Source organism: Allobosea sp. P1_A7 (assembly GCF_056406775.1).
Genome location: NZ_JBFTZN010000128.1, coordinates 1 through 24,484, shown reverse-complemented (window position 1 = coordinate 24,484; position 24,484 = coordinate 1). Strand labels below are relative to the sequence as shown.

Sequence of the window (24,484 nt, the reverse complement as noted above, 5' to 3'; positions counted from 1 at the left end):
CCCTCATGGCTCCATGTGTCAAAGCGGCCGATCAGGCGGCCTTTTGCGCCAGCGAAGGGTAGTCCGTATAGCCTGCGGCATCGCCGCCATAGAAGGTCGCGACATCCGGCGCATTCAGCGGTGCATCCTGCTGCAGCCGCTCGACCAGATCGGGATTGGCGATGAACAGCCGGCCAAAGGCGATGAGATCGGCCCGGTCCTCGGCCAGCGTCTCGATCGCAAGTTCGCGGGTGAAGCCGTTATTGGCGATATAGGCGCCCTTGAAGGCCTTGCGCAGCGCCAGATAATCGAACGGCAGATAGTCGCGGGCCTCGCGCGTCGCGCCTTCGACGACATGGATGAAGGCGATACCGGTTTCGTTGAGCCGCTCGACCAGATAGCCGAACAGCGCCTGCGGATCGCTGTCGCGAGCATCATTGGCCGGGCTCACCGGCGAGATGCGGATGCCGATGCGGCCTCTCGGAAATACCGTTGCGACGGCCTCGATCACCTCGAGAACGAGCCGCACGCGATTTTCCAACGAACCACCATAGGCGTCGCTGCGCCTGTTGGAGCCGTCGCGCAGGAACTGGTCGAGCAGATAGCCATGCGCACCATGAAGCTCGATGCCGTCGAAGCCGGCCGCCCTGGCGTTCTCCGCCGCCCGGACATAATCGGCGATGATGCCTGGGATCTCGTCGGCAGCGAGCTCGCGCGGCTCGGAGACCGCTGTAAAGCCGCTTTCGATATAGGTCTTGGTATTGGCCGGGATGGCGGAGGGCGCGACCGGCGCCTGCTGGCCGGGCTGCAGCGAGACATGGCTGACGCGCCCGACATGCCAGAGCTGCGTGATGATCTTGCCGCCGGCCGCATGGACCGCGTCGGTCACCTGCCTCCAGCCGGCGATCTGCTGGTCGTTATAGATGCCCGGCGTCCAGACATAACCCTGGCCCTGCTGCGAGATCTGCGTGCCTTCGGTGACGATAACCCCGGCGCTGGCGCGCTGGCGGTAGTACTCGACATTCAGGGCATTCGGGGCATCGCTGCCCCGCGTCGCGCGGTTGCGCGTCAGCGGCGCCATGACGATGCGGTTCCTGAGTTCGATCTCGCCGAGACGGAACGGAGTGAACAGGGAGGCAGCGTGATCACCGGACTGGCTCATCGGATGGTTCCTCTTAGCTCGCGGCCCTTGCCATGAAGCGATTGAAAACCGCATGGCATGACAAGTCACCTCGCCTTGCCATGCGTTGGACGCAAGAGGAGATAAGACTTGCGTGCGGAATTGGCAGGGCCGCAAATGCTGGCATGGGATGAAAGCAATGCAGCCACTCATTCCGGGCCGGGATCGACACAGGTATGGTCGCGCAGGGAACCGACGATAGAAAATCCTTCTCCTTGGCCGGCACCGGCTCTCGCTGGCTGAACGCTGTCGGGACCGCCTCCCGGCTTGGGATGCGCAGTGCGATCAGCCTCGTCTATCCGCCGTCCTGCGTTGCCTGCAAGGGAGCGACCGCTGAGGCCCAAGGCCTTTGCCCGGCATGCTGGAGCGGAATTGGCTTCATCGAGCGCCCGTATTGCGAGCGCCTCGGCACGCCCTTCGCCATCGATCTCGGCGATGGCATCGTCTCGCCTGCGGCGATCGCCGAGCCGCCGGCCTTTGCCCGCGCCCGTGCCGTCTGCCGTTTCGACGGGACGGCGCGCGAGCTGGTTCACCGCCTGAAATATGGCGACCGCCTCGAGCTCGCGATCACGCTCGGCCGGATGATGACGCAGGCTGGCCGTGAGATCCTCGTCGAGGCCGATTGTGTCGTTCCAGTGCCGTTGCACCGCACACGCCTCTGGCGCCGCCGCTTCAACCAGGCCGCGGCACTTGCAAGGGTCGTCGCGCGCCAGAGCGGCGTCGCCCTCGCTCCAGAGGCACTGACGCGCGTCAAGCGGACGAAGCAGCAGATCGGGCTGACGCGTCCCCAACGTGTCGAGAACCTGCAGGGCGCCTTCAAGGTCCTGCCGGCGATGAGAGCCACGATCGAGGGCCGGCGCATCCTGCTTATCGACGATGTCCTCACCACCGGCTCGACCGTCAATGCGGCCGCACGGGCCCTGCTGCGTGCCGGCGCCCGCCATGTCGATGTCCTCACCTTCGCGCGGGTGGTGACGGATGCCTGATGGCACACTACATGATGTGTCAGAACAGTATCGCCGGAACCGTCATGCCGCAGATCACGCTCTACACCACCAGCTGGTGCCCCTATTGCACCGCCGCCAAGTCGCTCCTGAAGAAGAAGGGCGCGGCCTTTGAAGAGATCGATGTCGACGGCAAGCCGGAGCTGCGCCGCGCCATGAGCGAGAGGGCCGGCGGCCGCAGCTCCGTCCCGCAGATCTTCATCGGCAACCGTCATGTCGGCGGCTCCGACGACCTGCATGCGCTCGATGCCCGCGGCGAACTCGACACGCTGCTCGCGGCATGAGGCCGCATCATGAGGAATGACAGAATTGCCGGGCGTCCGCGCCAGGTGGCGCGGCGACGGTCCGGGTGTATCGCGGCGACCAGCCGCCTCATGAGTCAACGATGATCCGCTATTCCCTTCTTTGCGACAGCGCCCATGAGTTCGAAAGCTGGTTCGCGAGCTCCACCAGCTTCGAGGAGCAGTCGCGCCGCGGCCTCGTCTCCTGCCCGGTCTGCAACAGCAGCAAGGTCGAGCGCGCCATCATGTCGCCGAGCGTGACGCGGACAGATCGCGGACCGCGCGCCGAGGCGCCTGGTTCGGAGGCTCTCCCTGCCCCGGCAACGCCTGCACCAGCCCCCGTCGCTCTGATGGGCGAGAAGGAAATCGCCTTCCGCGAAATGCTGACGGCTCTGCATAAGCACGTCACCGAGACCGCCGAACATGTCGGTCCCCGCTTTGCCGAGGAAGCTCTCAAGATCCATCACGGCGAAGCCGATGACCGCGCCATCTATGGCGAAGCGACGCCAGACGATGCCCGCCTGCTGCACGAGGAAGGCGTCGAATTCATGCCGCTGCCGCGGCTGCCGGGCGGTCGAAACTAGTTTTTCCCACCAGTCACCCGGCACGCCCAGGCTATCCACGCGCTTGTCGCCCATTAGTCCAAGACGGGATGCTCCCCCTGTGATGTGAGCATCCCGGAGGGCACCTGCAGGAAGCACCGCAGCGCGTGCCCATTCCAGCACCCCTTGCAAATCCATGATTGCGGGCATATACCCGCACCCATGTCCAGCCCTTGCATCTGCACGACCTTGCGTTCGGCCTCTCGCCGCATGGCTGCCTTCTACGACGAGGCCATTGCGCCGGTCGGGGTCAATATCGCGCAGTTCAGCCTGATGCGGACGATCGCGCGCTCCGCCCCCGTCACCTTGACCGAACTGGGGCGGTTGACCGAACTCGACCGCTCGACGATCGGCCGCAATGTCCGCGTGCTCGAGAAAATGAAACTCGTGGCGCTCGGCCGCGGCAAGGACCAGCGCGAGGCCACGGTCTCGCTCTCCGATGCGGGCCGAAAGGTCCTCGAAGATGGCGCTCCGCTCTGGGATGCAGCGCAGAAGGCGCTGGATGACCGGCTCGGCGCCGAGGCCATGCGGAACCTTCGCGCGGCACTCGATTCACTTTGATCTCTCGCACAAATACGGGCATATACCCGCAACTAGGAGACTCGCATGCCCACTGACGCTCTCGCTCCCGCGGCCCCGACCGGGCTTGCAGCGCTCTTCGCCCGGCGCGGCGTGCATTATGGCTGGGTCGTTGCCGCCGTGACCTTCCTCACCATGCTGGTGACGGCCGGCGCGGTCGGCGCGCCGGGCGTGCTGATCGGACCTCTTCAGAAGGAATTCGGCTGGGCAACCTCGGAGATTTCCTCCGCTCTGGCGATCCGCCTCGCCCTGTTCGGCCTGATGGGCCCGTTCGCCGCCGCGTTCATGAACCGCTTCGGCCTGCGGCCCGTCGTCGGCGTCGCCCTGACCTTCATCGCCGCCAGCGTGCTCGGCTCCTTCGTGATGACGCAGCTTTGGCACCTGATGCTGCTCTGGGGCATCGTCCTCGGTCTCGGCACCGGCATGACAGCGATGGTGCTCGGCGCCACCGTCGCGACGCGCTGGTTTGCGCAACGGCGCGGCCTGGTGGTGGGACTTTTGACGGCAAGCACCGCTACGGGGCAACTCGTCTTCCTGCCCTTGCTCGCGGAACTGACCGAGCGCGTCGGCTGGCGCTCCGCCATGGTCTTCGTACTGGCCATGATCGTGATCGCGGCCGTGGCCGTGCTCCTTTTGATGCGCAACCGGCCCGCCGATGTTGGCCTCGCCCCCTATGGCGAGACCAGGATCGAGCCAGCGCCTGTGGCTCCGACCAGCCTGCTGACCATGCTGGCCTCTCCGCTCGTTGCGCTCCGCGAAGCGGTGCGCACCCAGACGTTCTGGGTGCTGTTCGGAACCTTCTTCATCTGTGGCGCGAGCACCAACGGCCTGGTGCAAACCCATTTCATCGCGCTCTGCGGGGATTATGGCATGGCGGCGGTCACGGCGGCCGGCGTGCTCGCAGTGATCGGCATCTTCGATTTCGCCGGCACGGTGGGCTCAGGCTGGCTCTCGGATCGCTATGACAGCCGCTGGCTGCTGTTCTGGTATTACGGGCTGCGCGGCCTCTCGCTGCTCTACCTGCCCTTCAGCGACTTCTCGTTCTACGGCCTGTCGCTGTTTGCCGTGTTCTACGGCTTGGATTGGGTCGCAACCGTACCGCCGACCGTGAAGATCGCGGCGGACCGCTTCGGCGACAAGACCAACCTGGTCTTCGGCTGGATCTTCGCCGGGCACCAGCTCGGCGCAGCCTTCGCCGCCTATGGCGCCGGCTTCAGCCGGACCGTCTACGAGAGCTATCTCCCGGCCTTCTTCATCGCCGGAGCCTTGTGCCTGTTCGCGGCTGCCTTTGCCATCACGCTCCGCGGGACCAATGCCCCGCTGGCGAGCGCCAGGGCTACTGCCTGAGAGATCAGCGCCAGCAGCGCGATCCAACCCTCACAATTGCCGGCTGAGAAAGCCGGCTGCGGCCCGGCGCGGGTTGGCACCGCGGCGTGGAGCTTAGATCATCGGATCGGATATCGTATCCGGCCCGATGATCTCGGCTTCTGTGCGCGCTTCGGCGTTCCCGAAAACCGCGGCCCACATTTCGGGCAGGCTTCAGAGTGGCTCGATTGCGGGGACCTTGAAGACCTCGACCGTCGACTTGCCGCCCGCCAAGACCCTCTCCCATTCCACTTCGGCGCGGACGCGTGCAAGGCAGGGCTCCAGCTTCGCCTCGGCCAGCGCATGCGGCACGAAAACGAGCCCGTCATCATCGCCGATGACGAGATCGTTCGGCTGCACCGCGACACCGCCGAACACGATCGGGCCGTTGACGATGCCCCGTTCCATCGAGGAGGGGCCGCGTGGCATCACCCAGCGCGAGAACATGATGAAGTCGGGCCATTGCGAGACCGGCCCGACATCCCGCACCGCCCCGTCGACGACGACGCCGGCAATGCCCTTGAGGCGCGCGGCACCGCCGAGCAGGTCGCCGATCATCGCCGCATCTCGCCGCCCGCCTGCCGCGACCACGACGACATCGCCGGGACCGGCAATCGCGATCGCATGATGCACCGGCCCGTAATCGGCCGGCTCGCACCAGGCCGTCACGGCCGAGCCGGTCAGCCGCGTGCCCGGCGCAAAAGGCCGGATCGGCCGGATGCGCGGATCGGCATGGCCGACACCGCCGAGTTGGTCGGCAATGACCGAGCTCGGGACCGCGCGCCAGGCGTCGATCAGGCCATCGGGAAGGCGGGAATTGCGCGGATTGTCGAGGCGGGTCGGCATGGTGATGGCCTTTTCTGGTAGCGGTTCAGAAACTCGGTTCACGCCCCGCCCTCCCCGGCGACCGGAGGAAGGCTTGGTGCTGGACCAGGCAGGAGGGGTTGAAGGCAGAGAACCCAGATCGTCGCTTTGCTCTGTCCGGGCGGGCATTCAATGAGCGCGAGCTCAGGCCGCCCGTCCCGAACGCCTGCCAAGATAGCGCTGAACAGCCCGCTCCAGCCGGCGCACGCCCTCGGCAAGAACCTCTGGCGAGGAGCGCGTGAAGTTGACCCGCATCGCGCTGTTGAGCGCCCCATCGGGATCGAACACGCTACTCGGCACGAAGGCGACCTTGTCCTCGAGCGCGCACTTGTAGAGTTCGTTGGTGTCGATCTCGCTGGACTTCGCCCGCATCCAGACGAACATGCCGCCAGGCGGGATATCCCACTCGAACCATTCGCCGAGATGGCGCGAAGCGGCGGCACAAAGAGCATCGCGCCGCTCGCGATAGGCTGCGACGATGCGCGGAATATGGGTGGCCTCAAAGCCGCTTTCGAGCAGTTCGAGCGCAACCGCCTGGGTGAACATGCTGCTGCTGATGTCGGTCGACTGCTTGGCGAGCGCCAATGTCGCGATCATCCCGGCTTCGGCCACGATCCAGCCGACGCGCAGGCCGGGCACGAGGCTTTTGGACAGCGTTCCCAGATAGATCACAGGGCCATCATAGGCCCCATCCGAATAGCGCGCGGCATGGGCGGCGAGAATGCTGGGCCCGGCCTCGCCATCGAGCTGCAGCGGCAGATAGGGATCGTCCTCGACCAGCCAGGTGCCGGCCTCGAGAACCTTGTCGAGCAAGGCMGCACGCTCGGCCTGGCTGACGAGCACCCCAGTCGGGTTGGAATAGTTCGGCACGGTATAGACGAACTTGGCCTGGCGCAGTGCCAGGTCGAAGCCGGGCCGTTGCAGGCACCAGTCCAGCCGCTCATAGCGCGGGTGGCGCGGTCGCCAGGCATCGAGCGCGCCGAGATAGGTCGGGAATTGATTGACGATCAGCTCGCCCGGATCGATCAGCGCCTTGCCGATCAGGTCGAGCCCCTGCATCGCCCCTGTCGTCAGCAGCACATTCTCCGGCCCGAACCGCCTTCCCGTGCTGGCCATGACGCGCTCGGCGATGGCCTGGCGCAACGCCGGCAACCCCTCGACCGAGCCGTATTCGAGCGCGACGGCGCCCCAGCGTTTCAGCGCCCGCTCGCTTGCGGCAGCGATCGCATCCACCGGGTAGAGCTCGGCCGCTGGCAGTCCGCCAGCAAGGCTGATGATATCCGCCCGCCCGCCGATCGCCATGAACTGCTGGGTGATGCTGTTGCCGGATTTGAACCACTGCGAGAGCGCAGGACGTGCTGCCGGCAGCTGGGCATTCGATATCGCCATGACGCTTGAACCACCTTTGTTTCAGCCGGGCACGATGTCCTTTGAGCGACTATAGCAGTCGTGAAGTGAGAGAATCCGTGCGATGTTCCGGCCTGCTGCGTTTCCTTTGCGGATAATCGCCATCAACCCGCAATTCTGGAGTGAAAATCACTCATGATCGAATTGGACCGGATCGACCGAAGGATCCTGGCCGCACTTCAGGATAACGGTCGGATTTCAACTCTCGAACTCGCCGAGAAAGTCGGCCTTTCGCCGACGCCATGCAGCCGCCGGATCAAGCGGCTCGAAGACGCCGGCGTCATCGAGGGGTACTCGGCGCAGATCAGTCCGACTGCGCTCGGTTTCGGCATCTGCGTGATGGTGAGCGTGAAACTGGCCAAGCAAAGCCCGGATGCGGCAAGCCAGTTCATGACCGCGATCCAGGGCCAGCCCGAGATCACGGAATGCCTGCTGGTCACCGGCAATGTCGACTATCTCTTGCGCGTCTGGGTCAGGGATATCGAGGCGCTCCGCACCTTCATCAGCGCTGCATTGCAGGCGATTCCCTGCGTCGCGGAGACCTCGACCATGGTGATCCTCGACACGCAGAAATCCAACCAACTCCTGGATGTAGCCAGCCACGCACCAGGCAGGAAACCACGGTTCAGCCAGCCCAGGCATGCGCCCGGCAGCGTGTAGCGCCGACTCATCCGAATGTCGGAGACGACTTGCGCAGCCCTCTGGCGTTATCTTCGCCGCAGTGCAACATTGGGATTGCATTGGGTCCAGGGTGGAACGGCAAGGGAGCGGCGATGAACGCGATCGGCCCAATCGGCGACAAGCCGGCGCAGCGTGAGAAACCCTGGATTTTCCGCACGTATGCGGGCCATTCGGACGCGGCCGAGTCGAACAAGCTCTATCGCACCAATCTCGCCAAGGGACAGACCGGCCTGTCCGTCGCTTTCGATCTGCCGACCCAGACCGGCTACGATCCCGACCATGTGCTGTCGCGCGGCGAGGTCGGCAAGGTCGGTGTGCCGATCAGCCATCTCGGCGACATGCGGGCTCTGTTCGACCAGATCCCGCTGGCGCAGATGAACACCTCGATGACGATCAACGCGACCGCCGCCTGGCTGCTCTCGCTTTACGTCGCGGTTGCCGATGAGCAGGGCGCGCCGCGCGCGACGCTGCAAGGCACGACCCAGAACGATCTCGTCAAGGAATACCTGTCGCGCGGCACCTATGTGTTCCCCCCGCGCCCCTCGATGCAGCTGACCACCGATATCGTCGTGTTCACGGCCCGGGAGTTGCCGAAATGGAACCCGACGAACGTCTGCTCCTATCATTTGCAGGAAGCGGGCGCCTCGCCGGTGCAGGAACTCTCCTATGCGCTCGCGACCGCGATCGCGCTGCTCGACTCGATTCGGGCCCAGCCGGAGGTCAGCGAAGCGGAATTTCCGGGAATCGTCGGGCGCATTTCGTTCTTCGTCAACGCCGGCATGCGCTTCATCACCGAACTCTGCAAGATGCGGGCTTTCGTCGATCTCTGGGACGAGATCACGCTGAAGCGCTATGGCGTGCAGGAGGAGGCGATGCGCCGTTTCCGCTATGGCGTGCAGGTTAATTCTCTCGGCCTGACCGAGCCGCAGGCCGAGAACAATGTCTACCGCATCCTGATCGAGATGCTGGCAGTGACGCTCTCGAAGAAGGCACGCGCGCGGGCCGTTCAGCTTCCGGCCTGGAACGAGGCCCTGGGGCTGCCCCGCCCCTTCGACCAGCAATGGTCCCTGCGCATGCAACAGGTCCTGGCCTACGAGACCGACCTGCTCGAATTCGGCGACATCTTCGACGGTTCGGCCGCAATCGACGCCAAGGTCGAGGAGTTGAAGGCCGGGTGTCGGCGGCTCGATATCGTCGTGGAGGCCCGCGATGGTGATCTCGCACAGGCTGCGCTTGCGGAGCTCTCGGCAGCCGCCAGGGAAGTCCGAAACGTCATGCCGGCCTCGATCGCCTGCGCCAAGGCCGGCGTCACCACCGGCGAATGGGCCCAGGCCCTGCGCGAGATCTTTGGCGAGTATCGCGCCCCGACCGGCGTCGACACCGGCAAGCGGGGCGACGATCCCGGCCTTGCGACCGTCAAGGCCGCCGTCGCGCGCGCGACCGCAAAGCTCGGACGCCCACCGCGCTTCCTCGTCGGCAAGCCTGGCCTCGACGGTCACTCCAACGGCGCCGAGCAGATCGCCGTCCGCGCCCGCGATGCCGGCATGGCGGTGAACTATGGCGGCATTCGCCAGACCCCTGAGGAGATCGTCACGCAGGCGCAGGAGACCAAGGCCGACATCATCGGCCTCTCGATCCTTTCCGGTTCGCATCTGCCATTGGTGCGCGATGTCACGGCCCGGCTGCGCGTCGCCGGCATGACGATCCCGGTCGTGGTCGGCGGCATCATCCCGCCCGATGACGAGAATGCCCTGCGCAACATGGGCGTGGCCGCGGTCTATACGCCGAAGGATTTCGCCTTGGACGGGATCATCGCGGATGTCGCCGGGCTTGCGGCGAAAACGCAGAAATAGGGCACTCGGCGCGCCATCGGCAAAACCGCCGGGGGTAGATGGGGCGAGCCGGAGCGAGCTGGCGCACCGGCAGCGCAGCAGGTTACGTCACACGATCATCCCGGAGGGCTCGATAGGTCGTCTCAGACCAGACCMGTGGTCTTCAGCTGCTGATACGCCTTGAGGATCTCCTGCAGCGTGCCTTCGCGCGAGCGGTCGCCGCCATTGGCGTCAGGATGGAAGCGCTTCACCAGTTCCTTGTAGCGCGCCTTGATCGCGATGGAATCGGCCGTATCGTCCAGCCCAAGCGCGTCGAGCGCCTTGCGCGCCACGGCGCCGACGCGGGGCTCCGGCTTTGCAGCCTGCTGCTCCCTGCGCGTGCCAAAGATGTTGAAACCGTCCTGCACCTCGGGCCCGGCATCGCCGGCAGCCGCCGCGCGTCCGCGCTGCGACATGCGGGCCGCCTTGGAATTGACGCCGAGTTTCCAGGTTGGCCGGTGGCCGATCTCTTCCTGCTTCTGATAGGCGGCGAGCGCCTCGTCATTCATGCCGGAGAAGTAGTTATAGGTCGCGTTATAGGCCTTCACATGTTCGAGGCAGAACTGGAAGAACTGGCCTTCCCGCCCCCTGCCCTTCGGCGCGCGGAACTCACCGGCGCGCTGGCACCCGGAATGGTCGCAGCGCACAGCCACAGTCTCGACCACCTCTTCCGCCTCGGAAGGGCCGATCCTGATCCGGTCGAAAAGGCGAGAATTGAAATTCATGGTCTCTCGGTTATGCGGGCGGAAAGCCAAACGGACAAGCTCTGCACGACAGGCGCTGTCAGGCGCCTGCGGCGGACACATTCGAAACGCTGCAGAGATCGGCCCCGATCGCGTCAGAATCCCAGCAATCCGGGTGGCCGTCAATGCGTCCTAGATAATGACGCGCTGCGCCAGTCTCAACGGCTGCATGCGGGATCACCGCCCGAAGCCAATATCGGCCTGGCCCCACGCGGCACGCGGTAGATCGGAGCCTCGCCCGAATCCGCCGCGACCTCGACCAAGCCGACGCCGACATGAGAGCCCGGAGAATCCGGCTCGAATGAGGCGGCGATGACATTCGCCCCCGATTGCGTCATCGGCACGAAGACTGCGGTCGCCGGAACGTCCAGCCGGCGCGGCCTGAGCTCGACCTTCACCGCCTGGTCCGGATTGATGTTCTCGCGATCGGCCTTCTTCACCGTCCCCTTCTGCTCGACGACGAAGGCCTCGACATCGAGCGAAGCCGGCCCGCCCAATGCGCAGACGGCGATGCCCTTCAGCTTCAGGGCTTCAACCGCAGGCTGGCCCGAGGCCAGCACAATATAGCCTTCGGGCCGCCCCCGGCGCCCGGTGACCGTCACCTGGCGCGAGTCGCGGAAATCGACTTCCGTCGGCATGTCGGCGGCCGTGTCGGGATTGACCAGCGGGATCGCCATCTTGACGGTGGCAATGCGGTGGCCGACGACCAGTTCGCCTTCGTTCTTCGCCAGTTCGCCGCGCGCAGCCGCGACCGCCTGCAGCACCGCCTTGTCATTGGCGGCGACCGTATCGAGAACCGACCGGGAAATGACGTAATGCGTCGCGATGCGCCGCTCCAGGTTCTCGAGTTTGAGGCCGACACCGCGCGTCTCGATAAGAAAGGAGACCGCGCCCGAAAGTCCGAACAGGTTGCGCGCGATGCCGGGCGCATTGCCGCCCATCGAGACGACCTTGTCGTCCTTGTTGTAGCCCGTCGTGAAATACCAGAAGGAGGAGAGCCCCTTCTCGGCCATTGCCTTGTCCATCGCAGGCTTGACCAGCTCGGACGCGAGCTTCGTCGTCTGCTGTGGCACGGCCGGATTGGTCGCGTAGAGGATCATCGCATCGGCGGCATTGAGCCCGCCGAACTTCTCGAGCCAGCGATTGGCAACTGAGAACTCATGCACGTCGACGATGACGTCGGGCGGCAGCTCGGCGAGCTTGGCATGCAGCGCCTTCGTCTCCGGCAAGGTCAGCAGCAGGTGATCACGGTTGAGATCGAAGCCGTTGGCACCGGTGCGCTTGTCGGCCGCTGCCCCGTCAGGGTTGGTGCGCGGCACGATCACCACCACCAGCTTGTCGAGCACGGCCTTGAGGTCGGTCGTGGCCAGATCATTGGCGAGTGCGAGCATCGCTTCACCACCGGCCGGCTCGTTGCCGTGCTGCTGGCCGACGAACCAGACGATCGGCCGCCCCAACGCCCTGAGCGCCGCCGCATCCTTGGCGCCTTCCTTGGAGAAGATCAGATAGGGCAGATCACGTCCCTGCTGCGACGTGCCAAGCGAGCCGAGCACGACCTGGGTCGGCGCCTTGGCGGCGAGATCGGCAACGAAGGCGTCGAGCTCAGCCTGCGTGGTCAGCCCGGGCGTGCCGCGTGTCAGCGACGGCGTCGCCAGCGGGATCGGCACGGATTTGTAGCGCGCAAGCACGGCCTCGCTCTGCTTGTAGTCGGCGACCTTGCCCTCCTCCTGCGCCAGAGCGGGAGCGGCTCCGAGCAGCGTCAACAGCCCAAGAGCGAACGCCGTTCTCGTCTTCATCCCAACCTCCAGCGAAATGCCGCATTCACCTGACACCAGGCGGCGACTATGAAACGACGACGGAGACCGGACAAGCAATCCGCGATTGCTGACGGCCCAGCGGAACGAGGCGACAGATGACCAGCATGGCGGAACGCATTACCAGCAAGCTCGATTCGGCACTGGCGCCGGAGCATCTGCGTGTCATCGATGAATCGCATCAGCACCAGGGCCATGGTGGCTGGCGCGAGGGCGGCGAGACGCATTTTCGCGTCGAACTCGTTTCCTCCGCCTTTGCCGGCAAGAGCCGGCTGGAGCGTCATCGCCTCGTCAACGCGGCGTTGGCCCAGGAACTGGCCGACCGGGTGCATGCGCTGGCGATTGTCGCCAAGGCGCCGGGAGAGGCCTGAGCCGATCAGCTCTTGGGCCGATCAGCTCTTGCCCGGCCGCTCCGGCATGAAGGCGTAGATCGCGCTCGGGACGAGCAGCAGCGCCGCAAAGCCCCAATGGAGATGGGCAAAGGTGGTCGCGGCGTCGAGTCCGGCCTGGCGCTGCTCGGCGATGAACCAGCCCGAGCCGGACTGGATCGCCGCTGCGCCTGCAATGAACAGGAAATTGATGCAGGTCATGCCACGCCCGATCAGGTGCTCGGGAAAGAACAGCCGTGCATGCGCCATCAACACCGCATAGGTGAACCCCGTCGCGCCGATGAGCGCGAACAGGCCGATGGCCAGCGCCGAATGCGCATCCCCCCAGAGTGCCAAGGCGATGAAACAGAACGCGGTCAGCACCGTCCCCCACAGGACCAGCGGCTTGCTGCGGCCGAGCCGCTGTTCGAGCCCACCATAGAGGAAGGCGCCCGCGATCATGGTCATCGCCATCGCCGTTGCGACATGGCCGCTGGCGATCGCATCGAAACCGTGCACGCCGCTCATGAAGGGCGCAATCCAGAGACCGCGGACCGTCGCGATGATCGCGTAGCCGGTGAGGGTGATCGGCGCGAGCAGCCAGAGCGGACGGAGCGCGAGAATGCTCCGCAGCCCCTTGAGCAGGCCTTCGTCACCGCCTGAGGCCGCCTTGGCCCTGGGCGGATCACGAACCAGCGCGGCGGCGACCACGGTCGCGGCCAGGAAGCAGGCGGCCACGACCAGCATCGACGGCCGCCAGCCGAAGCGGGCAGCCGCGACCGCCAGCGGGCCCGCGCCGACGAGATTGCCGATCGAGCCGAGGCCGATAAAGGCCGAGGTCAGGAAACCGAAGCGCTTGGGATCTTGCGTGCGTGCGAACAGGAACAGCGCCGACATGAAGATCGGCGAGCAGCCAAGCCCGAGCATCGCCATGCCGAGCGTGCCGGTGACGGCGTGGGTCGCCGTCGCGAAGAGGAAGGCGCCGGCCGAGCCGATTGCCATCGTCACGGCGACGGTCCGGCGCGGCCCCAGCCGGTCGAGCGCCCAGCCGACCGGGAACTGCGCCAGGGCGAAGGTTATGAACCAGGCCGCGCCCAGAAATCCCAGCTCGCGCGGCCCGATCCCCAGATCCGTCATCACCGGGCTGGCGATGACGCTCAGGAAGGATCGGTAGAAGATCGAGAGGATATAGGCCGGCAACAGCGCCAGGAAAATCGTCACGTCAGACGGTCACTTGATCCGCTCGAGCACCGAGACATAGTTGGCCACCGCAGCCCCACCCATGTTGAAGATACCGCCYAGGCGTGCGTCCTGGACCTGCATGCCTTCGGGCGCCTCGCCAGTGAGCTGCATGGCGCTGAGCACATGCATCGAGACGCCGGTCGCGCCGATCGGATGGCCCTTGGCCTTCAGGCCGCCGGAGACGTTGACCGGCAGCTTGCCGCCCTTCTGCGTCCAGCCTTCCTTGATGGCGCGGGCGCCCTCGCCTTCTTTCGTCAGGCCCATCGCCTCGTATTCGATCAGTTCGGCGACGGTGAAGCAGTCATGCGTCTCGACGAAGGAGAGATCGTCCAGCGTGACGCCGGCATCGGCGAGCGCCTTCTTCCAGGCTTCGGCACAGCCGTCGAATTTGAGGATGTCGCGCTTCGACATCGGCAGGAAGTCCTGGACATGGGCCATGCCACGGAAGCCGACGGCCCGGCGCATTTCCATCGCCGTCGCCTGATCGGCCAGCACGAGCGCGGCAGCGCCGTCCGAGACCAGCGAACAATCGGTGCGCTTCAGCGGCCCGGCGACATAGGGGTTCTTCTCGCTCTCCTCGCGGCAGAAGGCGAAGCCGAGATCCTTGCGCATCTGGGCATAGGGGTTCTCGACGCCATTCTTGTGGTTCTTGGCCGCGATCATGGCGAGTGCATCCGACTGATCGCCATGGCGCTGGAAATAGGCAGCGGCAATCTTGCCGAACACGCCGGCGAAGCCACCGGGTGTCTCACCATCTTCCGGCAGATAGGAGGCCTTGAGCAGGAATTTGCCGATATCGGCCGAAGGTGTCTTGGTCATCTGCTCGACGCCGACGACGAGCACGATCTTGGCATCGCCGGCCTTGATGGCGCGCACGCCCTGGTGCACGGCGGCCGAGCCGGTCGCACAGGCATTTTCGACCCGCGTCGTCGGCTTGAAGCGCAGCGCCGGGTCCGCCTGCAGCACGAGCGAGGCCGTGAAATCCTGGGCGGAGAAGCCGGCATTGTAGTGGCCGAGAACGATCTCATCGACCTGTTCGGCGGTAATGCCCGCATCGACCAACGCGTCCGTCGCCACGCGGACGATCAGGCTCTCGATGGTTTCGGCATCCTGCTTGCCGAACGGCGTGTGGGCCCAGCCGACGATTGCAGCGCTCATGACGACCTCTCAGAGTAATGTGCAGTTACACTTATCTGCGCCCGACCACGGTATCGTTCAAGCCGGAAACAGCGCAATCCGGCCGTGCGCAGAAAGGGGGACTGCCCGCGAAGCCCCGCTCGTAACGATATAGCGCGTTGCCGCCCATGAGGGGAGAGGATGAGCCTGTTCGCGCATTCTGCGCCGGCTCTCTGCATGACGCTGGAGACTGTGCTGGGCTTGCCTGGTCGAGCTTTCCGCGTCCACCTGTGCCCGCGGCACGTCCAACTGACGGCCTACATTTTCTCGCCGGGCAGCTGACTGGCTTGTTTCACCCAAGCGGCGAACTGCGCCTCGTCGAGTTCGCCCTCATGGATATCGAGATAGCGCACGTCCTTCTGCTTGGACGCACCGGGCGGAACAGGGCTCAGCGATGCTCCGCGGAAGAACGCAACCTTCACGTATGTCGTGAGGCAATGAAAGCCGAGGAACCAGCCTTGGTCCTGACCCTCCACTCCGTAGAAGGGCGAATTCCATTTGACCGCCTTGCGCGCCCCGGGAACGGTGCGCTCGATGATGGCATCGAGGCGGCGTCCGACGTCGCTTTTCCAGCCCGGCATGGCCGCGATATAGGCCTGCACGGGGGCGTCACCATAGCCCTTGGCAATCTGGGGATTGCCACCCGAAAGCAGGACGACTTCGCCCGGCTGCGCCTTCAGCGCCGATTTGCGCGGTCTGGCCCGCTTCTCGAGAACCGGCTCGGCGGCCTCGTTCTCCGTGGCCTGCTCCGGCTTTCTGGACATCCCAGTCATCATCTTCACTGCTGTCTGGCGGTGCGTCGGCCGCCGCCCCATTTGGCGGCATAGGGCAGCGCGAACATGTAGAGACCGGTGGGCAGAAGCACGAAGAGCGGGAACAGCGGCAGGAAATACACCCACTCGGCAGGCTGCTTCCCAAGGCCCAAGGTGATGAAGATCGCGATGACGACCACCGTAAAGATAATCGACATCCAGCGGTGGATCTGCCGAATCCAGTCGTTCCAGTTCATTGGGACCTCCTCTGAGGGCATGGTGCAGCGGATCGGGCGACGCAGACGTCAATCCGTCCGCGCCATGACCTCTTCCAGATTTCCAAAGAACCGCGGCCAGCCAGCCAGCGCTCCCCGGTAATAGGGCTGCTGGTCCGGCCTGAACCCCGTCTGCTCCATGCGCAGAAAGGTCCCGGTGCTCGTAGGGATGAGCGTCCAGGTGACGACGCTCTCGAGATCCTTGGTGTTCCACGTGTAGGTCAGGGTCTTGTGCGGCTCGATCGCCTGAATTTGACACTCGACGACGCCCCAGTCCGCGCTGAGATTGAACCGGTGGCCCACATCTGGCTTGAAGTTGTTCTTCATCAGCCACTCCTCGATGAGATGCGGTTGCGTGAGAGCGCGCCAGAGCTTTTCCGGCGGATGGGCTATCTCACGCTCGACAACGACCGAGAGCGTTTCGGTCGACGTTTCGTTCATTGGTCCATCCTCTTCAGCAGGTCCTCGAGGTCGTCGAATTTACTGTGCCAGAACCCGGCCATTTGGTTCGTCCAGTCGATCAGCGGGCCCAGGGCGCCGATTTGCGCGCTATAATGCGTCTGACGCCCTTCATGGCGATCCCGCACCAGCCCGGCCTGCTTCAGAATGCCGAGATGCTTTGAAACGGCCGGCTGCGAGATCCCGGCTTGGGCTGTCAGTGCCCCGACCGTCTGCTCACCTTCGCGACACAGCCGTTCGAAAATGCCCCGCCGCGTCGGATCGGCGAGCGTCCTGAAGAGCGCGTCGTGAGCGTTCAGCATCGAAACCCATAACTCATTGGCTATTGATTTGACTCATAACCGCCGAGATATGCGTAGGTCAAGCGCGGTGCTATCGCAGCACCATGATCGGTCACAGGAACCACCGGACATGTCGTACGGAGAGGCAGCCTCGCCACCCGTTGCGGCGCGGCTGTTCATCGATCAGCCGGCACATATCGGCGCTGGGTCGAACCTGTCAGGCACCCAAGATCGGCCGTGTCCGCAAGATAGTCGCCCAAGCGGTTCCGTGGAGCGGCGGCCGGCTAAATCGCCAGCATCAGGAGCAGGCCGACACCGAAGACGATCATTGCCATGCCCAGCAGTTCGCGCCGCGTCGTACCTTCCGAGAACATCTTGCGCGAGGCGATCTGCGCCAGTGGCACTTCGATCAAAGCCAGGGTCCGGACATTGGCCGCCGTCGTCAGCGAGAAGCCGATGAACCAGAACTGCGAAGCCGCCGCGCCAAGGAAACCCGCCGTCAGCGAACGGCGCCAGTTCTTCAGGCTCAGGACCAGCGCCTTGCGGTTGGCGATCAGCATGTAGAGCGTCAGCATCAGTGTCTGCAGGCCCAGCCCCAGAGCAAGGGTCGTCGTCGCCCGGATCAGGAAGTCGCCATCCGGCAGAGACTGGATCGCGCCGCGATAGCCGATGGCCGACAGCGCGAAGCAGGCGCCTGAGCCGATGCCCAGCAGCGCGGGACGCAGGCCCGCCCGGCTCAGCTTTTCGCCCGGCTTCCAGGAAACCAGGACGACACCGGCCGTTGCAATCACGATCGCTGCGAATTTCGCCGGGCTCAGCGCATCCCCGAGCAGCAGCGCTCCGAAGACCGCCACCTGGACTGGCTCCGTCTTGGTATAGGCGGTGGTCACGGCGAAGGAGCGCTCTCTCATCGCCGCCAGCATCAGGGCCGTCGCCGCGATCTGGGTCAGCGCGCCCCAGCTCGTGATGCCGAGCGTCGCAAGGCTGATCTGCGGCGGCAGGCGCCCCAGGCCAAGGCAGACGAGGAGCAGGAACAGCAGCGCGAAGGGCAGACCGAACAGGAAGCGCACCTGCGTCGCGCCGACGACGCCGATCACCTCCGTCAGCGAGCGCTGGGTGAGGTTGCGCGCCGTCTGCAGCAGCGAGGCGACGATCGTTGCCGGGATCCAGAAGAGGGTAAAGCTCACGCGGGCATCCGGGGCTGGAACTGTGACCAAGGCTTTACGGCCGCCCGACATGACTAGGCAAATCGCTCCGCTGGGGGTAGGTATGCGTCCATGGGCGGGCCGATCGGTCGCGCCGTCTCGAAAATGCCGCACGCGTCGCGTTGAACCCTGCGCCTTCAACCCTCGTCCAGACAGGCTCAAGACCCGCCCGATGAACGCTCCCCGTCTCGCTGTCCTCGCCCTTGCCCTGTCCGTCAGCGCTCCGGCCTTTGCCGGCACGAGTCTGGTGGTCGATGCGTCCAGTGGCGCCGTTCTCTCCAGCGAGAACGCCAGCCAGGCCTGGCACCCGGCCTCGACCACGAAGATGATGACGGCCTATCTGGCGCTCAAGGCAGTGCGGGCCGGCAAGCTCGGGCTTGAAACGGCGATCCCCGCCTCGAAGCGGGCCGCGAGCCAGCCGCGCGTCAAGGTCTATATCCGCGCCGGGCAGGAGGTCACACTCGACAACGCCCTGCGCATCATGATGGTGAAATCGGCCAACGACATCGCCTATGTCATCGCCGAGGGCGTCGGCGGCGATGTCGAGACCTTCGTCGGAATGATGAACGCCGAAGCCCAACGGCTCGGGATGAATGACACGGTCTTCACCAACCCGAATGGCTGGCATGATCCGAACCAGCAGGTCAGTGCCCGCGACCTCGCTATTCTCGCCATGGCGCTGATGCGCGAATTCCCGGACTATTCCGATTACTGGAACACCGGCTCGGTTCAGCTCGGCAAGCAGGTTCTGCAGAACACGAATGGCCTCGTCGGGCGCTATTCCGGCATCTCCGGCATGAAGACCGGTTTCGTCTGCGCCTCAGGTTTCAACGTCGTGGCCACCGCGACGCGCGGCGGCCGCACGCTCGTCGCGGTCGTGCTGGGTGCGCTGTCCGCCTCCGAGCGCACCGTCAAGGCGGCGCAGCTGCTCGATGACGGCTTCTCGAAATGGGGAGGCTCCGGCTACACCCTCGCCAGCCTGCCCTCCGGCAATGGTGGACGCGCCAACAATATCTGCGACGAAGTTCGCCGCAGAGGCGGCGGCGTCGCGTTGGCGGACGATTCCGAGGTGTCCGGCCCCATCGCCGCCAATGCCGCATCCGGCAGCGGCAATGACAACGCCATGAGCGAGCGCTTCGGCGGACCGCAGCCGCAGGCTCGCGCCACAGGCGCCCTGCTGATGCGCACGCCCTCCGGCCGGATCACGCTTGGACCGCGCGCGCCGATGACACCGGTACAGGTCTCCTTCGGCCGCACGCCGGGCTCTGCTTCGGCCCCGCTCGCCGCCAATGCCACGGCGCGGCCCGACACCCAGTTCGCCCGCGATCGCGCGCCGGTCATTACGCCAGGAGCCCCGGTGKCCGCCGGAGTAGCATCCGGCCCATCGACACGCACCGCCTCGAGCAATGGCGCCATTCCGCGCGGGACGACGGCCTTCGCTCCGAGCAGCGAGGATGTCCAGCCTCCGTCGAATGCCTTCCAGAGCGGCCCCATGAAGCTGCAGGGCGCGATCCGGCCCGGCGCGGCGGCGGCGTCCAGCCTGCGCCCAGGCTCAGCCGCAGGCATCAAACAGGCGGCCCGCCCGCCTGTAAGGCCGGCCCCCGCAAAGCCCGACGCGGCGGCGAAGGCCAAGCCGGAAGCGGCGGCAAAGGCCAAGACCAAGCCCGGCCAGAGTGAACCCAAGCCTCAGCCGGCCCGCACAGGCGCCGTGAAGCCCCCCGTCAAGCCGAAAGCCAAAGTGAACGACGACGCCTGAGTCCTGGAGGGTGCGCGCCGAGACCGCCCGCACCGCCAGTCGACACGGCATCGCCCTGGCGTTTGCCTCGGCTGCCGCCTATGGCAGCAACATCGTCTCGGCCCAGCTCGCGGGCCAGGCCGGCCTGAGCGGGCCGCTGCTGGTTTTCTACCGGGTTTTCATCATGCTCGCGCTGGTGGCCGGAGCCGCCTGGCTTCTGCGGGCGAACTTCAGGGTTCCGCGGGACCAATACCGGGCGCTGCTGGCCTTCGGCCTGACCAGCGCTCTCGTCGGCTCGGCTTACCTGTCCTCGGTCGCCTTCCTGCCCGTAACCGTCGCCGCCGTCATCTTCTACACCTACCCTGTCATCATCGTCCTGGCCGAGCCTCTGCTGACGCCTGCGCGCTTCAGCCTCGACCGACTTGCGGTGGCGCTGACCGCCTTTCTCGGTGTCGGCATGGTCGTCGGGCCCGATCTGCATGGGCTCGATCCGCGCGGGCTTGCGCTCGCGCTCGCAGCCAGCCTCGCGGCCGCGGCACAGTTTTTCGCGGGCTCCGCCTGCGCCGCGACGCCGCTCGCGCCAAAACTGTTCTGGTCGCATCTGCTCATCCTGCCGGTGACAGCGGGCATTCTCGCTTTCGTTGGCGGCTTTGCCCTTCCGAGCGCGCTGGCCTCGGCACCGATGGCCGTCGCGATCACCGTTGGCGGCTATCTCGTCGGCTTCCTGTTCCAGGCGATGGCATTGGCCCGTGTCGCGCCAGGCCCCGCTGCCCTCACCTTTTGTGCCGAGCCGGTYTTTGCCGTCGGGATAGCCGCCGTGATGCTCGGCGAGCGGGTCGGCGCGCTGCAATATGCGGGCGGCGCCCTTGTCGTCGTCGCGATCATGGCTAATGTAATATTGGAACAAAATCGGGCGCGACGCGTGCCCGCCCTCAGCCTTGATCGATGATGCCCGACATGACCGGTAGCGACCAGAGACCCATCCCGATCCCGCTGACCTTGCTCACCGGCTTCCTTGGAGCCGGCAAGACGACCCTGCTCAACCGGCTGCTCAAGGACCCCGCGCTTGCCGATACCCTCGTGATCGTCAACGAGTTCGGCGAGATCGGGCTCGACCATCTGATGATCGAGGGTGTCGAGGAGAACATGGTTCTGCTCGCCTCCGGCTGCCTCTGCTGCACCATCCGCGATGACCTCATCGTCACGCTGGAAGACCTCTTGCGCCGCCGCGACAACCATCGCATCGCGCCATTCAAACGCGTGGTGATCGAGACCACCGGCCTTGCCGACCCGGCACCGATCCTGAATGTGCTGATCAACCACCCCTATCTCGCCATGCGCTTCAGGCTCGACGGCGTCGTCACGCTGGTCGATGCCGTCAACGGCATGGCGACGCTCGACGCCCATGAGGAGGCGCGCAAGCAGGTGGTCGCGGCCGACAGGATCGTGCTGACCAAGGCGGACCTGGTCGCGGATGGTCAGGCGGCCGAGGTGCTACGCCAGCGACTCCTGGCGCTCAATCCCGGGATCAACCTTCTCGCGCCGGATGCTCCGGCTGCGGACTTGATCAGCGCCGGCCTCTACGACCTTGCCGACAGGCCCCAGGCCCTGCGGAACTGGCTTGCCGTCGAGGCTCTGGCGACCGGCTCGGGCGGCCATCACCATCACAATCACGATCACGATCATCACGCCCATGGACACGGGCACGGGCATGACAATCATCATCATGATGTGAACAGGCATGACGAGAGCATCCGCGCCTTCTCGCTCTCGGCTGATGCTCCGATCAATCTGGCGACCTTCGAGCTGTTCTGGACCTTGCTGCGCTCGACCCACGGGGCGAAGCTCCTGCGGCTGAAGGGGCTCGTCGCCATAGCCGAACACGCCGGCCAGCCGCTGCTGGTCCATGCGGTCCAGCAGATCCTGCATCCCCCGATCCTGCTCGACAGCTGGCCTGATGCAGACCAACGCTCGCGCCTGGTCCTCATCGTCAAGGAGCTCGACGAGGCGATGGTGCAGCGCCTCTGGGCCGCCTTCCTTGGTCAGGCTTCGGCGGCGCTCACGCCTCCGCGCGCAACAGCCGCCGGATGATCTTGCCTGTCGTCGTCAGCGGCAGTTCCTCGCGAAAGGCGATCTCGCGCGGATATTCGTGCGCCGAGAGCCGCTCGCGCACGAAGCGTTGAAGTTCACCGGCCAGATCCTGCGAAGGCGCGAAGCCGGCATTCGGCACGACGAAGGCCTTGACGATCTCGGTCCGGAGTTCGTCCGGCTTCCCGACGACCGCCGCCAGCGAAACCGCCGGATGCTTCAGCAGGCAGTCCTCGATCTCCCCCGGCCCGATCCGATACCCCGATGAGGTGATGACATCGTCGTCGCGGCCGACGAAGTGGACATAGCCATCGGCATCCCGCACGGCCTGATCGCCAGTGGTCATCCAGTCGCCGATGAATTTGTCGACCGTCGCCTCCGGTCGGCGCCAATAGCCGAGGAACATCACCGGGTTCGGCCGCCGGATGGCAATCTGCCCTTCCTCGTCCGGCGCACATTCCGAGCCATCGGGCCGGATGATCGCGACCTCATGGCCGGGCGTCGGCTTGCCGATGAAGCCGGGCCGGCTGACCCCGATCGTCGCGCAGGACGACAGCACGAGATTGCACTCGGTCTGGCCATAGGCCTCGTTGATCGTCAGCCCCAGCGCCTCGCGCCCCCAGCTCAGCGTCTCGGCTCCAAGCGTTTCGCCGGCTGCCGCGACCGTGCGCAGTTTCAGGTCAAAGCGGTCGCGCGGCTTGCCCACGCTGCGCAGCATCCGGAGCGCCGTCGGCGGGATGAAGGCATTGCGGATACCGAGATCGGCCATCAGCCGAAAGGCGTCTTCGGGGTCGAAACGGGAATGGGCGCGCGCCACGACCGGAACGCCGAAATGCAGCGCCGGCAGCAGCATATTGAGCAGACCGCCGGCCCAGGCCCAGTCGGCCGGCGTCCAGGCGAGGTCGCCGGGCATCGGCAGGAACTCGTGCACCATCTGCACACCGGGCAGATGCCCCGGCAGGACCCTGTGGCCATGCAGCGCGCCCTTCGGGTTGCCCGTGGTGCCGGAGGTATAGATCATCAGGGCCGGATCGTCGGGCCCGGTGTCCGCAACTGAAAAATCCTCGCTCGCATCCGCCAGCAGCTGCCCCCAGTCCTCAGCACCCGCCCCGGCGCCATCCGTGGACACCATCAGGTCGAGATCGGGCAGCGGCTCGGCAATCTGCCGAACCTTCATCAAGCCCGCAGCATTGGAGATGAGCGCGCTCGCGCCGGAATCGCGAAGGCGATAGGCCAGCGCATCGACCCCGAAGAGCGCGGCCAGCGGCACCGCGATGGCGCCCAACTTATAGGCGGCGAGATGTGCGGTGAGCACGGCCTCTCCCTGCGGCAGCAGGATCGCGACCCGATCCCCGACGCCGACGCCGCGCATCGACAGCGCCGTCGCCAGTCGGTTCGATTGCGCTCGCAACCGGCCGAAGCTGACCGGCGTTACCGTCCAGTCAGGGGTGACGTCGAGAATGGCCGGACGGTCGGGCTCCAGCGCGGCCCAGCGATCGCAGACATCGACAGCAATGTTGTAGCGCTCTGGAATCCGCCACTGGAAGGTCTCGCGCAGGCGGCCGTAATCGCGCAAATCGGGAAGCATGAAAGATTGAGGGTCCGGCGTTGATGGCGCGGCACGATAGGCAGCGCTCGCCGCGCTGTCACCTTGGCGCTAGGTCAGGTCCGCTCTGCACCTTGCTCAGCCATTCGCCATCTGCGAACGCCGGGCCCAGCCCGTCATGCGGCTCTCGACAAGATCGACGATGGCGACGAGAAGCACGCCGAGGACCGCAAGCACGATCAGCGCCGCAAAGATCAGCGGCACGTTGAAATCAGCCGAAGCGCGGGTGATCAGGTTGCCGATGCCGAGATTGGACGCATTCTGCTCGCCGATCACCGAGCCGACATAGGCGAGCGTGATCGAAACCTTCAGCGCCCCGAAGAAATAGGGCAGCGCGCGCGGAATCCCGACCTTGGTCATGATGTCGTAGCGGCTGGCACCCAGTGCCTTCAGCACATCCTCGGTCTCGGGCTCGATCGTGGCCAGCCCGGTCGCGACATTGACGACGATCGGGAAGAACGAAATCACGAACGCGGTCAGCACCGGCGGCTGCCAGCCGACCCCGAACCAGATCACCAGGATCGGCACGACAGCGACCTTGGGAATCGAGTTGAAGCCGACAAGCAGCGGGTTCAGGCCCGCATAGATCAACCGCGACGAGCCGACGAGCAGGCCGAGCGCCAGACCGAACACGATCGAGAGCACAAAGCCGGCCGTGGTCATCCAGAGCGTGTGAAAGGCGTTCGTGTAGAGCGGCTTTTGATACTGCACCAACGCAGCCCAGATCGCGGAGGGCGGCGGGAGGATGAAGGAGGAGATCGCGAAGGCGCGGCAGGCGATCTCCCAGATCGCGAAGAAGCCAAGCGTGAACAGATAGGGCGCGAGCCTCAGCCAGAGCGAGCGCTTCATGCCGCCTCCCGCGCCGTACGGATATGGCCGCGCAACTCATGCACGACCGACGCGAATTCAGGCGTATAGGTGATGTCG

25 protein-coding genes are annotated in these 24,484 nt (G+C 65.6%); 11 read left to right on the top strand and 14 right to left on the bottom strand.

All coding sequences use genetic code 11. The features are described from left to right. Positions 1–31: 31 nt before the first annotated feature. Positions 32–1,141, bottom strand: coding sequence for an alkene reductase (locus AC1D34_RS21230; RefSeq protein WP_441488068.1), 1,110 nt, complete (start codon positions 1,139–1,141; stop codon positions 32–34). 290 nt (positions 1,142–1,431) lie between these two features. On the opposite strand from AC1D34_RS21230, the gene AC1D34_RS21225 reads away from it, so the two are divergent. The 5 genes from AC1D34_RS21225 (at position 1,432) to AC1D34_RS21205 (ending at position 4,972) form a co-directional block, all read left to right on the top strand. Beyond that, on the top strand, positions 1,432–2,145 hold the full coding sequence (locus AC1D34_RS21225) for a ComF family protein (RefSeq protein WP_476825238.1): 714 nt from the start codon (positions 1,432–1,434) through the stop codon (positions 2,143–2,145). A gap of 44 nt (positions 2,146–2,189) precedes the next feature. Further along, positions 2,190–2,447 (top strand): glutaredoxin 3, encoded by a 258-nt coding sequence (grxC, locus tag AC1D34_RS21220; protein WP_113512981.1) that lies wholly within the window; start codon positions 2,190–2,192, stop codon positions 2,445–2,447. Between the two features lie 101 nt (positions 2,448–2,548). Then, the gene (locus AC1D34_RS21215) at positions 2,549–3,028 is read left to right on the top strand and encodes a DUF1178 family protein (protein ID WP_441488067.1); all 480 of its coding nucleotides are present in this window, start codon (positions 2,549–2,551) and stop codon (positions 3,026–3,028) included. Between the two features lie 228 nt (positions 3,029–3,256). Continuing rightward, the gene (locus tag AC1D34_RS21210) at positions 3,257–3,607 is read left to right on the top strand and encodes a MarR family winged helix-turn-helix transcriptional regulator (protein WP_476825237.1); all 351 of its coding nucleotides are present in this window, start codon (positions 3,257–3,259) and stop codon (positions 3,605–3,607) included. A gap of 45 nt (positions 3,608–3,652) precedes the next feature. Beyond that, positions 3,653–4,972 carry an MFS transporter gene (locus AC1D34_RS21205; protein WP_441488065.1) on the top strand — a complete coding sequence of 440 codons (1,320 nt, stop codon included), beginning with the start codon at positions 3,653–3,655 and terminating at the stop codon, positions 4,970–4,972. Between the two features lie 192 nt (positions 4,973–5,164). Here the strand turns inward: AC1D34_RS21205 and AC1D34_RS21200 are convergent, their stop codons facing one another. Together AC1D34_RS21200 and AC1D34_RS21195 are read right to left on the bottom strand one after the other, a co-directional pair. Beyond that, positions 5,165–5,878, bottom strand: a complete 714-nt coding sequence (locus tag AC1D34_RS21200) for an RraA family protein (protein WP_441488064.1) — start codon at positions 5,876–5,878, stop codon at positions 5,165–5,167. 120 nt (positions 5,879–5,998) lie between these two features. Continuing rightward, on the bottom strand, positions 5,999–7,243 hold the full coding sequence (locus AC1D34_RS21195; protein ID WP_476825236.1) for an aminotransferase-like domain-containing protein: 1,245 nt from the start codon (positions 7,241–7,243) through the stop codon (positions 5,999–6,001). 153 nt (positions 7,244–7,396) lie between these two features. Between AC1D34_RS21195 and AC1D34_RS21190 the strand changes: the two genes are divergently transcribed. Both AC1D34_RS21190 and AC1D34_RS21185 read left to right on the top strand, forming a co-directional pair. Beyond that, the gene (locus AC1D34_RS21190; RefSeq protein ID WP_441488062.1) at positions 7,397–7,921 is read left to right on the top strand and encodes an Lrp/AsnC family transcriptional regulator; all 525 of its coding nucleotides are present in this window, start codon (positions 7,397–7,399) and stop codon (positions 7,919–7,921) included. Positions 7,922–8,034: 113 nt separating this feature from the next. Beyond that, positions 8,035–9,795, top strand: a complete 1,761-nt coding sequence (locus AC1D34_RS21185) for a methylmalonyl-CoA mutase family protein (RefSeq protein ID WP_476825235.1) — start codon at positions 8,035–8,037, stop codon at positions 9,793–9,795. 122 nt (positions 9,796–9,917) lie between these two features. Here AC1D34_RS21185 and AC1D34_RS21180 read toward each other — a convergent pair whose 3' ends face one another. After that, positions 9,918–10,538, bottom strand: a complete 621-nt coding sequence (locus AC1D34_RS21180; protein WP_476825234.1) for a J domain-containing protein — start codon at positions 10,536–10,538, stop codon at positions 9,918–9,920. Between the two features lie 176 nt (positions 10,539–10,714). Beyond that, positions 10,715–12,352, bottom strand: coding sequence for a M14 family metallopeptidase (locus tag AC1D34_RS21175; protein WP_476825233.1), 1,638 nt, complete (start codon positions 12,350–12,352; stop codon positions 10,715–10,717). A gap of 116 nt (positions 12,353–12,468) precedes the next feature. Here AC1D34_RS21175 and AC1D34_RS21170 point away from each other — a divergent pair, with 116 nt between their 5' ends. Continuing rightward, positions 12,469–12,741, top strand: a complete 273-nt coding sequence (locus tag AC1D34_RS21170; protein WP_441488059.1) for a BolA family protein — start codon at positions 12,469–12,471, stop codon at positions 12,739–12,741. Positions 12,742–12,762: 21 nt separating this feature from the next. Here AC1D34_RS21170 and AC1D34_RS21165 read toward each other — a convergent pair whose 3' ends face one another. The 7 genes from AC1D34_RS21165 to AC1D34_RS21135 form a co-directional block, all read right to left on the bottom strand. Then, entirely contained in the window at positions 12,763–13,959 is a 1,197-nt protein-coding gene (locus AC1D34_RS21165; RefSeq protein WP_476825232.1) for an MFS transporter, read from the bottom strand. 9 nt (positions 13,960–13,968) lie between these two features. After that, positions 13,969–15,138 (bottom strand): acetyl-CoA acetyltransferase, encoded by a 1,170-nt coding sequence (locus tag AC1D34_RS21160; protein ID WP_441488057.1) that lies wholly within the window; start codon positions 15,136–15,138, stop codon positions 13,969–13,971. Positions 15,139–15,413: 275 nt separating this feature from the next. Further along, positions 15,414–15,929, bottom strand: coding sequence for a DUF1801 domain-containing protein (locus AC1D34_RS21155; protein ID WP_441488056.1), 516 nt, complete (start codon positions 15,927–15,929; stop codon positions 15,414–15,416). Between the two features lie 5 nt (positions 15,930–15,934). Next, on the bottom strand, positions 15,935–16,165 hold the full coding sequence (locus AC1D34_RS21150) for a hypothetical protein (protein WP_476825231.1): 231 nt from the start codon (positions 16,163–16,165) through the stop codon (positions 15,935–15,937). A gap of 48 nt (positions 16,166–16,213) precedes the next feature. Further along, positions 16,214–16,624, bottom strand: coding sequence for an SRPBCC family protein (locus AC1D34_RS21145; protein WP_476825230.1), 411 nt, complete (start codon positions 16,622–16,624; stop codon positions 16,214–16,216). After that, positions 16,621–16,944 carry an ArsR/SmtB family transcription factor gene (locus AC1D34_RS21140; protein ID WP_441488053.1) on the bottom strand — a complete coding sequence of 108 codons (324 nt, stop codon included), beginning with the start codon at positions 16,942–16,944 and terminating at the stop codon, positions 16,621–16,623. The genes AC1D34_RS21145 and AC1D34_RS21140 overlap by 4 nt, the downstream gene beginning before the upstream one ends. Positions 16,945–17,207: 263 nt before the next feature. Next, a complete protein-coding gene (locus AC1D34_RS21135) occupies positions 17,208–18,110 on the bottom strand; it encodes an EamA family transporter (protein ID WP_476825229.1) in 903 nt (300 codons plus the stop codon). Between the two features lie 190 nt (positions 18,111–18,300). Between AC1D34_RS21135 and AC1D34_RS21130 the strand changes: the two genes are divergently transcribed. The 3 genes from AC1D34_RS21130 to AC1D34_RS21120 are packed head-to-tail and all read left to right on the top strand — an operon-like array spanning position 18,301 to position 21,954. Then, positions 18,301–19,884, top strand: coding sequence for a D-alanyl-D-alanine carboxypeptidase family protein (locus AC1D34_RS21130; RefSeq protein ID WP_476825228.1), 1,584 nt, complete (start codon positions 18,301–18,303; stop codon positions 19,882–19,884). A 10-nt stretch (positions 19,885–19,894) separates the two neighbouring features. Further along, positions 19,895–20,812 (top strand): DMT family transporter, encoded by a 918-nt coding sequence (locus tag AC1D34_RS21125; protein ID WP_441488050.1) that lies wholly within the window; start codon positions 19,895–19,897, stop codon positions 20,810–20,812. Next, positions 20,812–21,954 carry a CobW family GTP-binding protein gene (locus AC1D34_RS21120; protein WP_476825227.1) on the top strand — a complete coding sequence of 381 codons (1,143 nt, stop codon included), beginning with the start codon at positions 20,812–20,814 and terminating at the stop codon, positions 21,952–21,954. The genes AC1D34_RS21125 and AC1D34_RS21120 overlap by 1 nt, the downstream gene beginning before the upstream one ends. Here AC1D34_RS21120 and AC1D34_RS21115 read toward each other — a convergent pair. After that, positions 21,923–23,539 (bottom strand): AMP-binding protein, encoded by a 1,617-nt coding sequence (locus AC1D34_RS21115; protein ID WP_441488048.1) that lies wholly within the window; start codon positions 23,537–23,539, stop codon positions 21,923–21,925. The genes AC1D34_RS21120 and AC1D34_RS21115 overlap by 32 nt on opposite strands. Positions 23,540–23,635: 96 nt before the next feature. Then, the gene (locus tag AC1D34_RS21110; RefSeq protein ID WP_441488047.1) at positions 23,636–24,406 is read right to left on the bottom strand and encodes an ABC transporter permease; all 771 of its coding nucleotides are present in this window, start codon (positions 24,404–24,406) and stop codon (positions 23,636–23,638) included. Positions 24,407–24,484: the final 78 nt, after the last annotated feature.

What these genes read in the sequence shown, in the direction of transcription:
- AC1D34_RS21215 (WP_441488067.1), top strand. Translation starts at nt 2,549, where the DNA reads ATGATCCGCTATTCCCTTCTTTGCGACAGCGCCCATGAGTTCGAAAGC.
- AC1D34_RS21210 (WP_476825237.1), top strand. Translation starts at nt 3,257, where the DNA reads ATGGCTGCCTTCTACGACGAGGCCATTGCGCCGGTCGGGGTCAATATC.
- AC1D34_RS21155 (WP_441488056.1), bottom strand. Translation starts at nt 15,929, where the DNA reads ATGACTGGGATGTCCAGAAAGCCGGAGCAGGCCACGGAGAACGAGGCC.
- AC1D34_RS21115 (WP_441488048.1), bottom strand. Translation starts at nt 23,539, where the DNA reads ATGCTTCCCGATTTGCGCGATTACGGCCGCCTGCGCGAGACCTTCCAG.
- AC1D34_RS21150 (WP_476825231.1), bottom strand. Translation starts at nt 16,165, where the DNA reads ATGAACTGGAACGACTGGATTCGGCAGATCCACCGCTGGATGTCGATT.
- AC1D34_RS21170 (WP_441488059.1), top strand. Translation starts at nt 12,469, where the DNA reads ATGACCAGCATGGCGGAACGCATTACCAGCAAGCTCGATTCGGCACTG.
- AC1D34_RS21205 (WP_441488065.1), top strand. Translation starts at nt 3,653, where the DNA reads ATGCCCACTGACGCTCTCGCTCCCGCGGCCCCGACCGGGCTTGCAGCG.
- AC1D34_RS21175 (WP_476825233.1), bottom strand. Translation starts at nt 12,352, where the DNA reads ATGAAGACGAGAACGGCGTTCGCTCTTGGGCTGTTGACGCTGCTCGGA.
- AC1D34_RS21190 (WP_441488062.1), top strand. Translation starts at nt 7,397, where the DNA reads ATGATCGAATTGGACCGGATCGACCGAAGGATCCTGGCCGCACTTCAG.
- AC1D34_RS21230 (WP_441488068.1), bottom strand. Translation starts at nt 1,141, where the DNA reads ATGAGCCAGTCCGGTGATCACGCTGCCTCCCTGTTCACTCCGTTCCGT.
- AC1D34_RS21120 (WP_476825227.1), top strand. Translation starts at nt 20,812, where the DNA reads ATGCCCGACATGACCGGTAGCGACCAGAGACCCATCCCGATCCCGCTG.
- AC1D34_RS21110 (WP_441488047.1), bottom strand. Translation starts at nt 24,406, where the DNA reads ATGAAGCGCTCGCTCTGGCTGAGGCTCGCGCCCTATCTGTTCACGCTT.
- AC1D34_RS21225 (WP_476825238.1), top strand. Translation starts at nt 1,432, where the DNA reads ATGCGCAGTGCGATCAGCCTCGTCTATCCGCCGTCCTGCGTTGCCTGC.
- AC1D34_RS21145 (WP_476825230.1), bottom strand. Translation starts at nt 16,624, where the DNA reads ATGAACGAAACGTCGACCGAAACGCTCTCGGTCGTTGTCGAGCGTGAG.
- AC1D34_RS21185 (WP_476825235.1), top strand. Translation starts at nt 8,035, where the DNA reads ATGAACGCGATCGGCCCAATCGGCGACAAGCCGGCGCAGCGTGAGAAA.
- grxC (WP_113512981.1), top strand. Translation starts at nt 2,190, where the DNA reads ATGCCGCAGATCACGCTCTACACCACCAGCTGGTGCCCCTATTGCACC.
- AC1D34_RS21140 (WP_441488053.1), bottom strand. Translation starts at nt 16,944, where the DNA reads ATGCTGAACGCTCACGACGCGCTCTTCAGGACGCTCGCCGATCCGACG.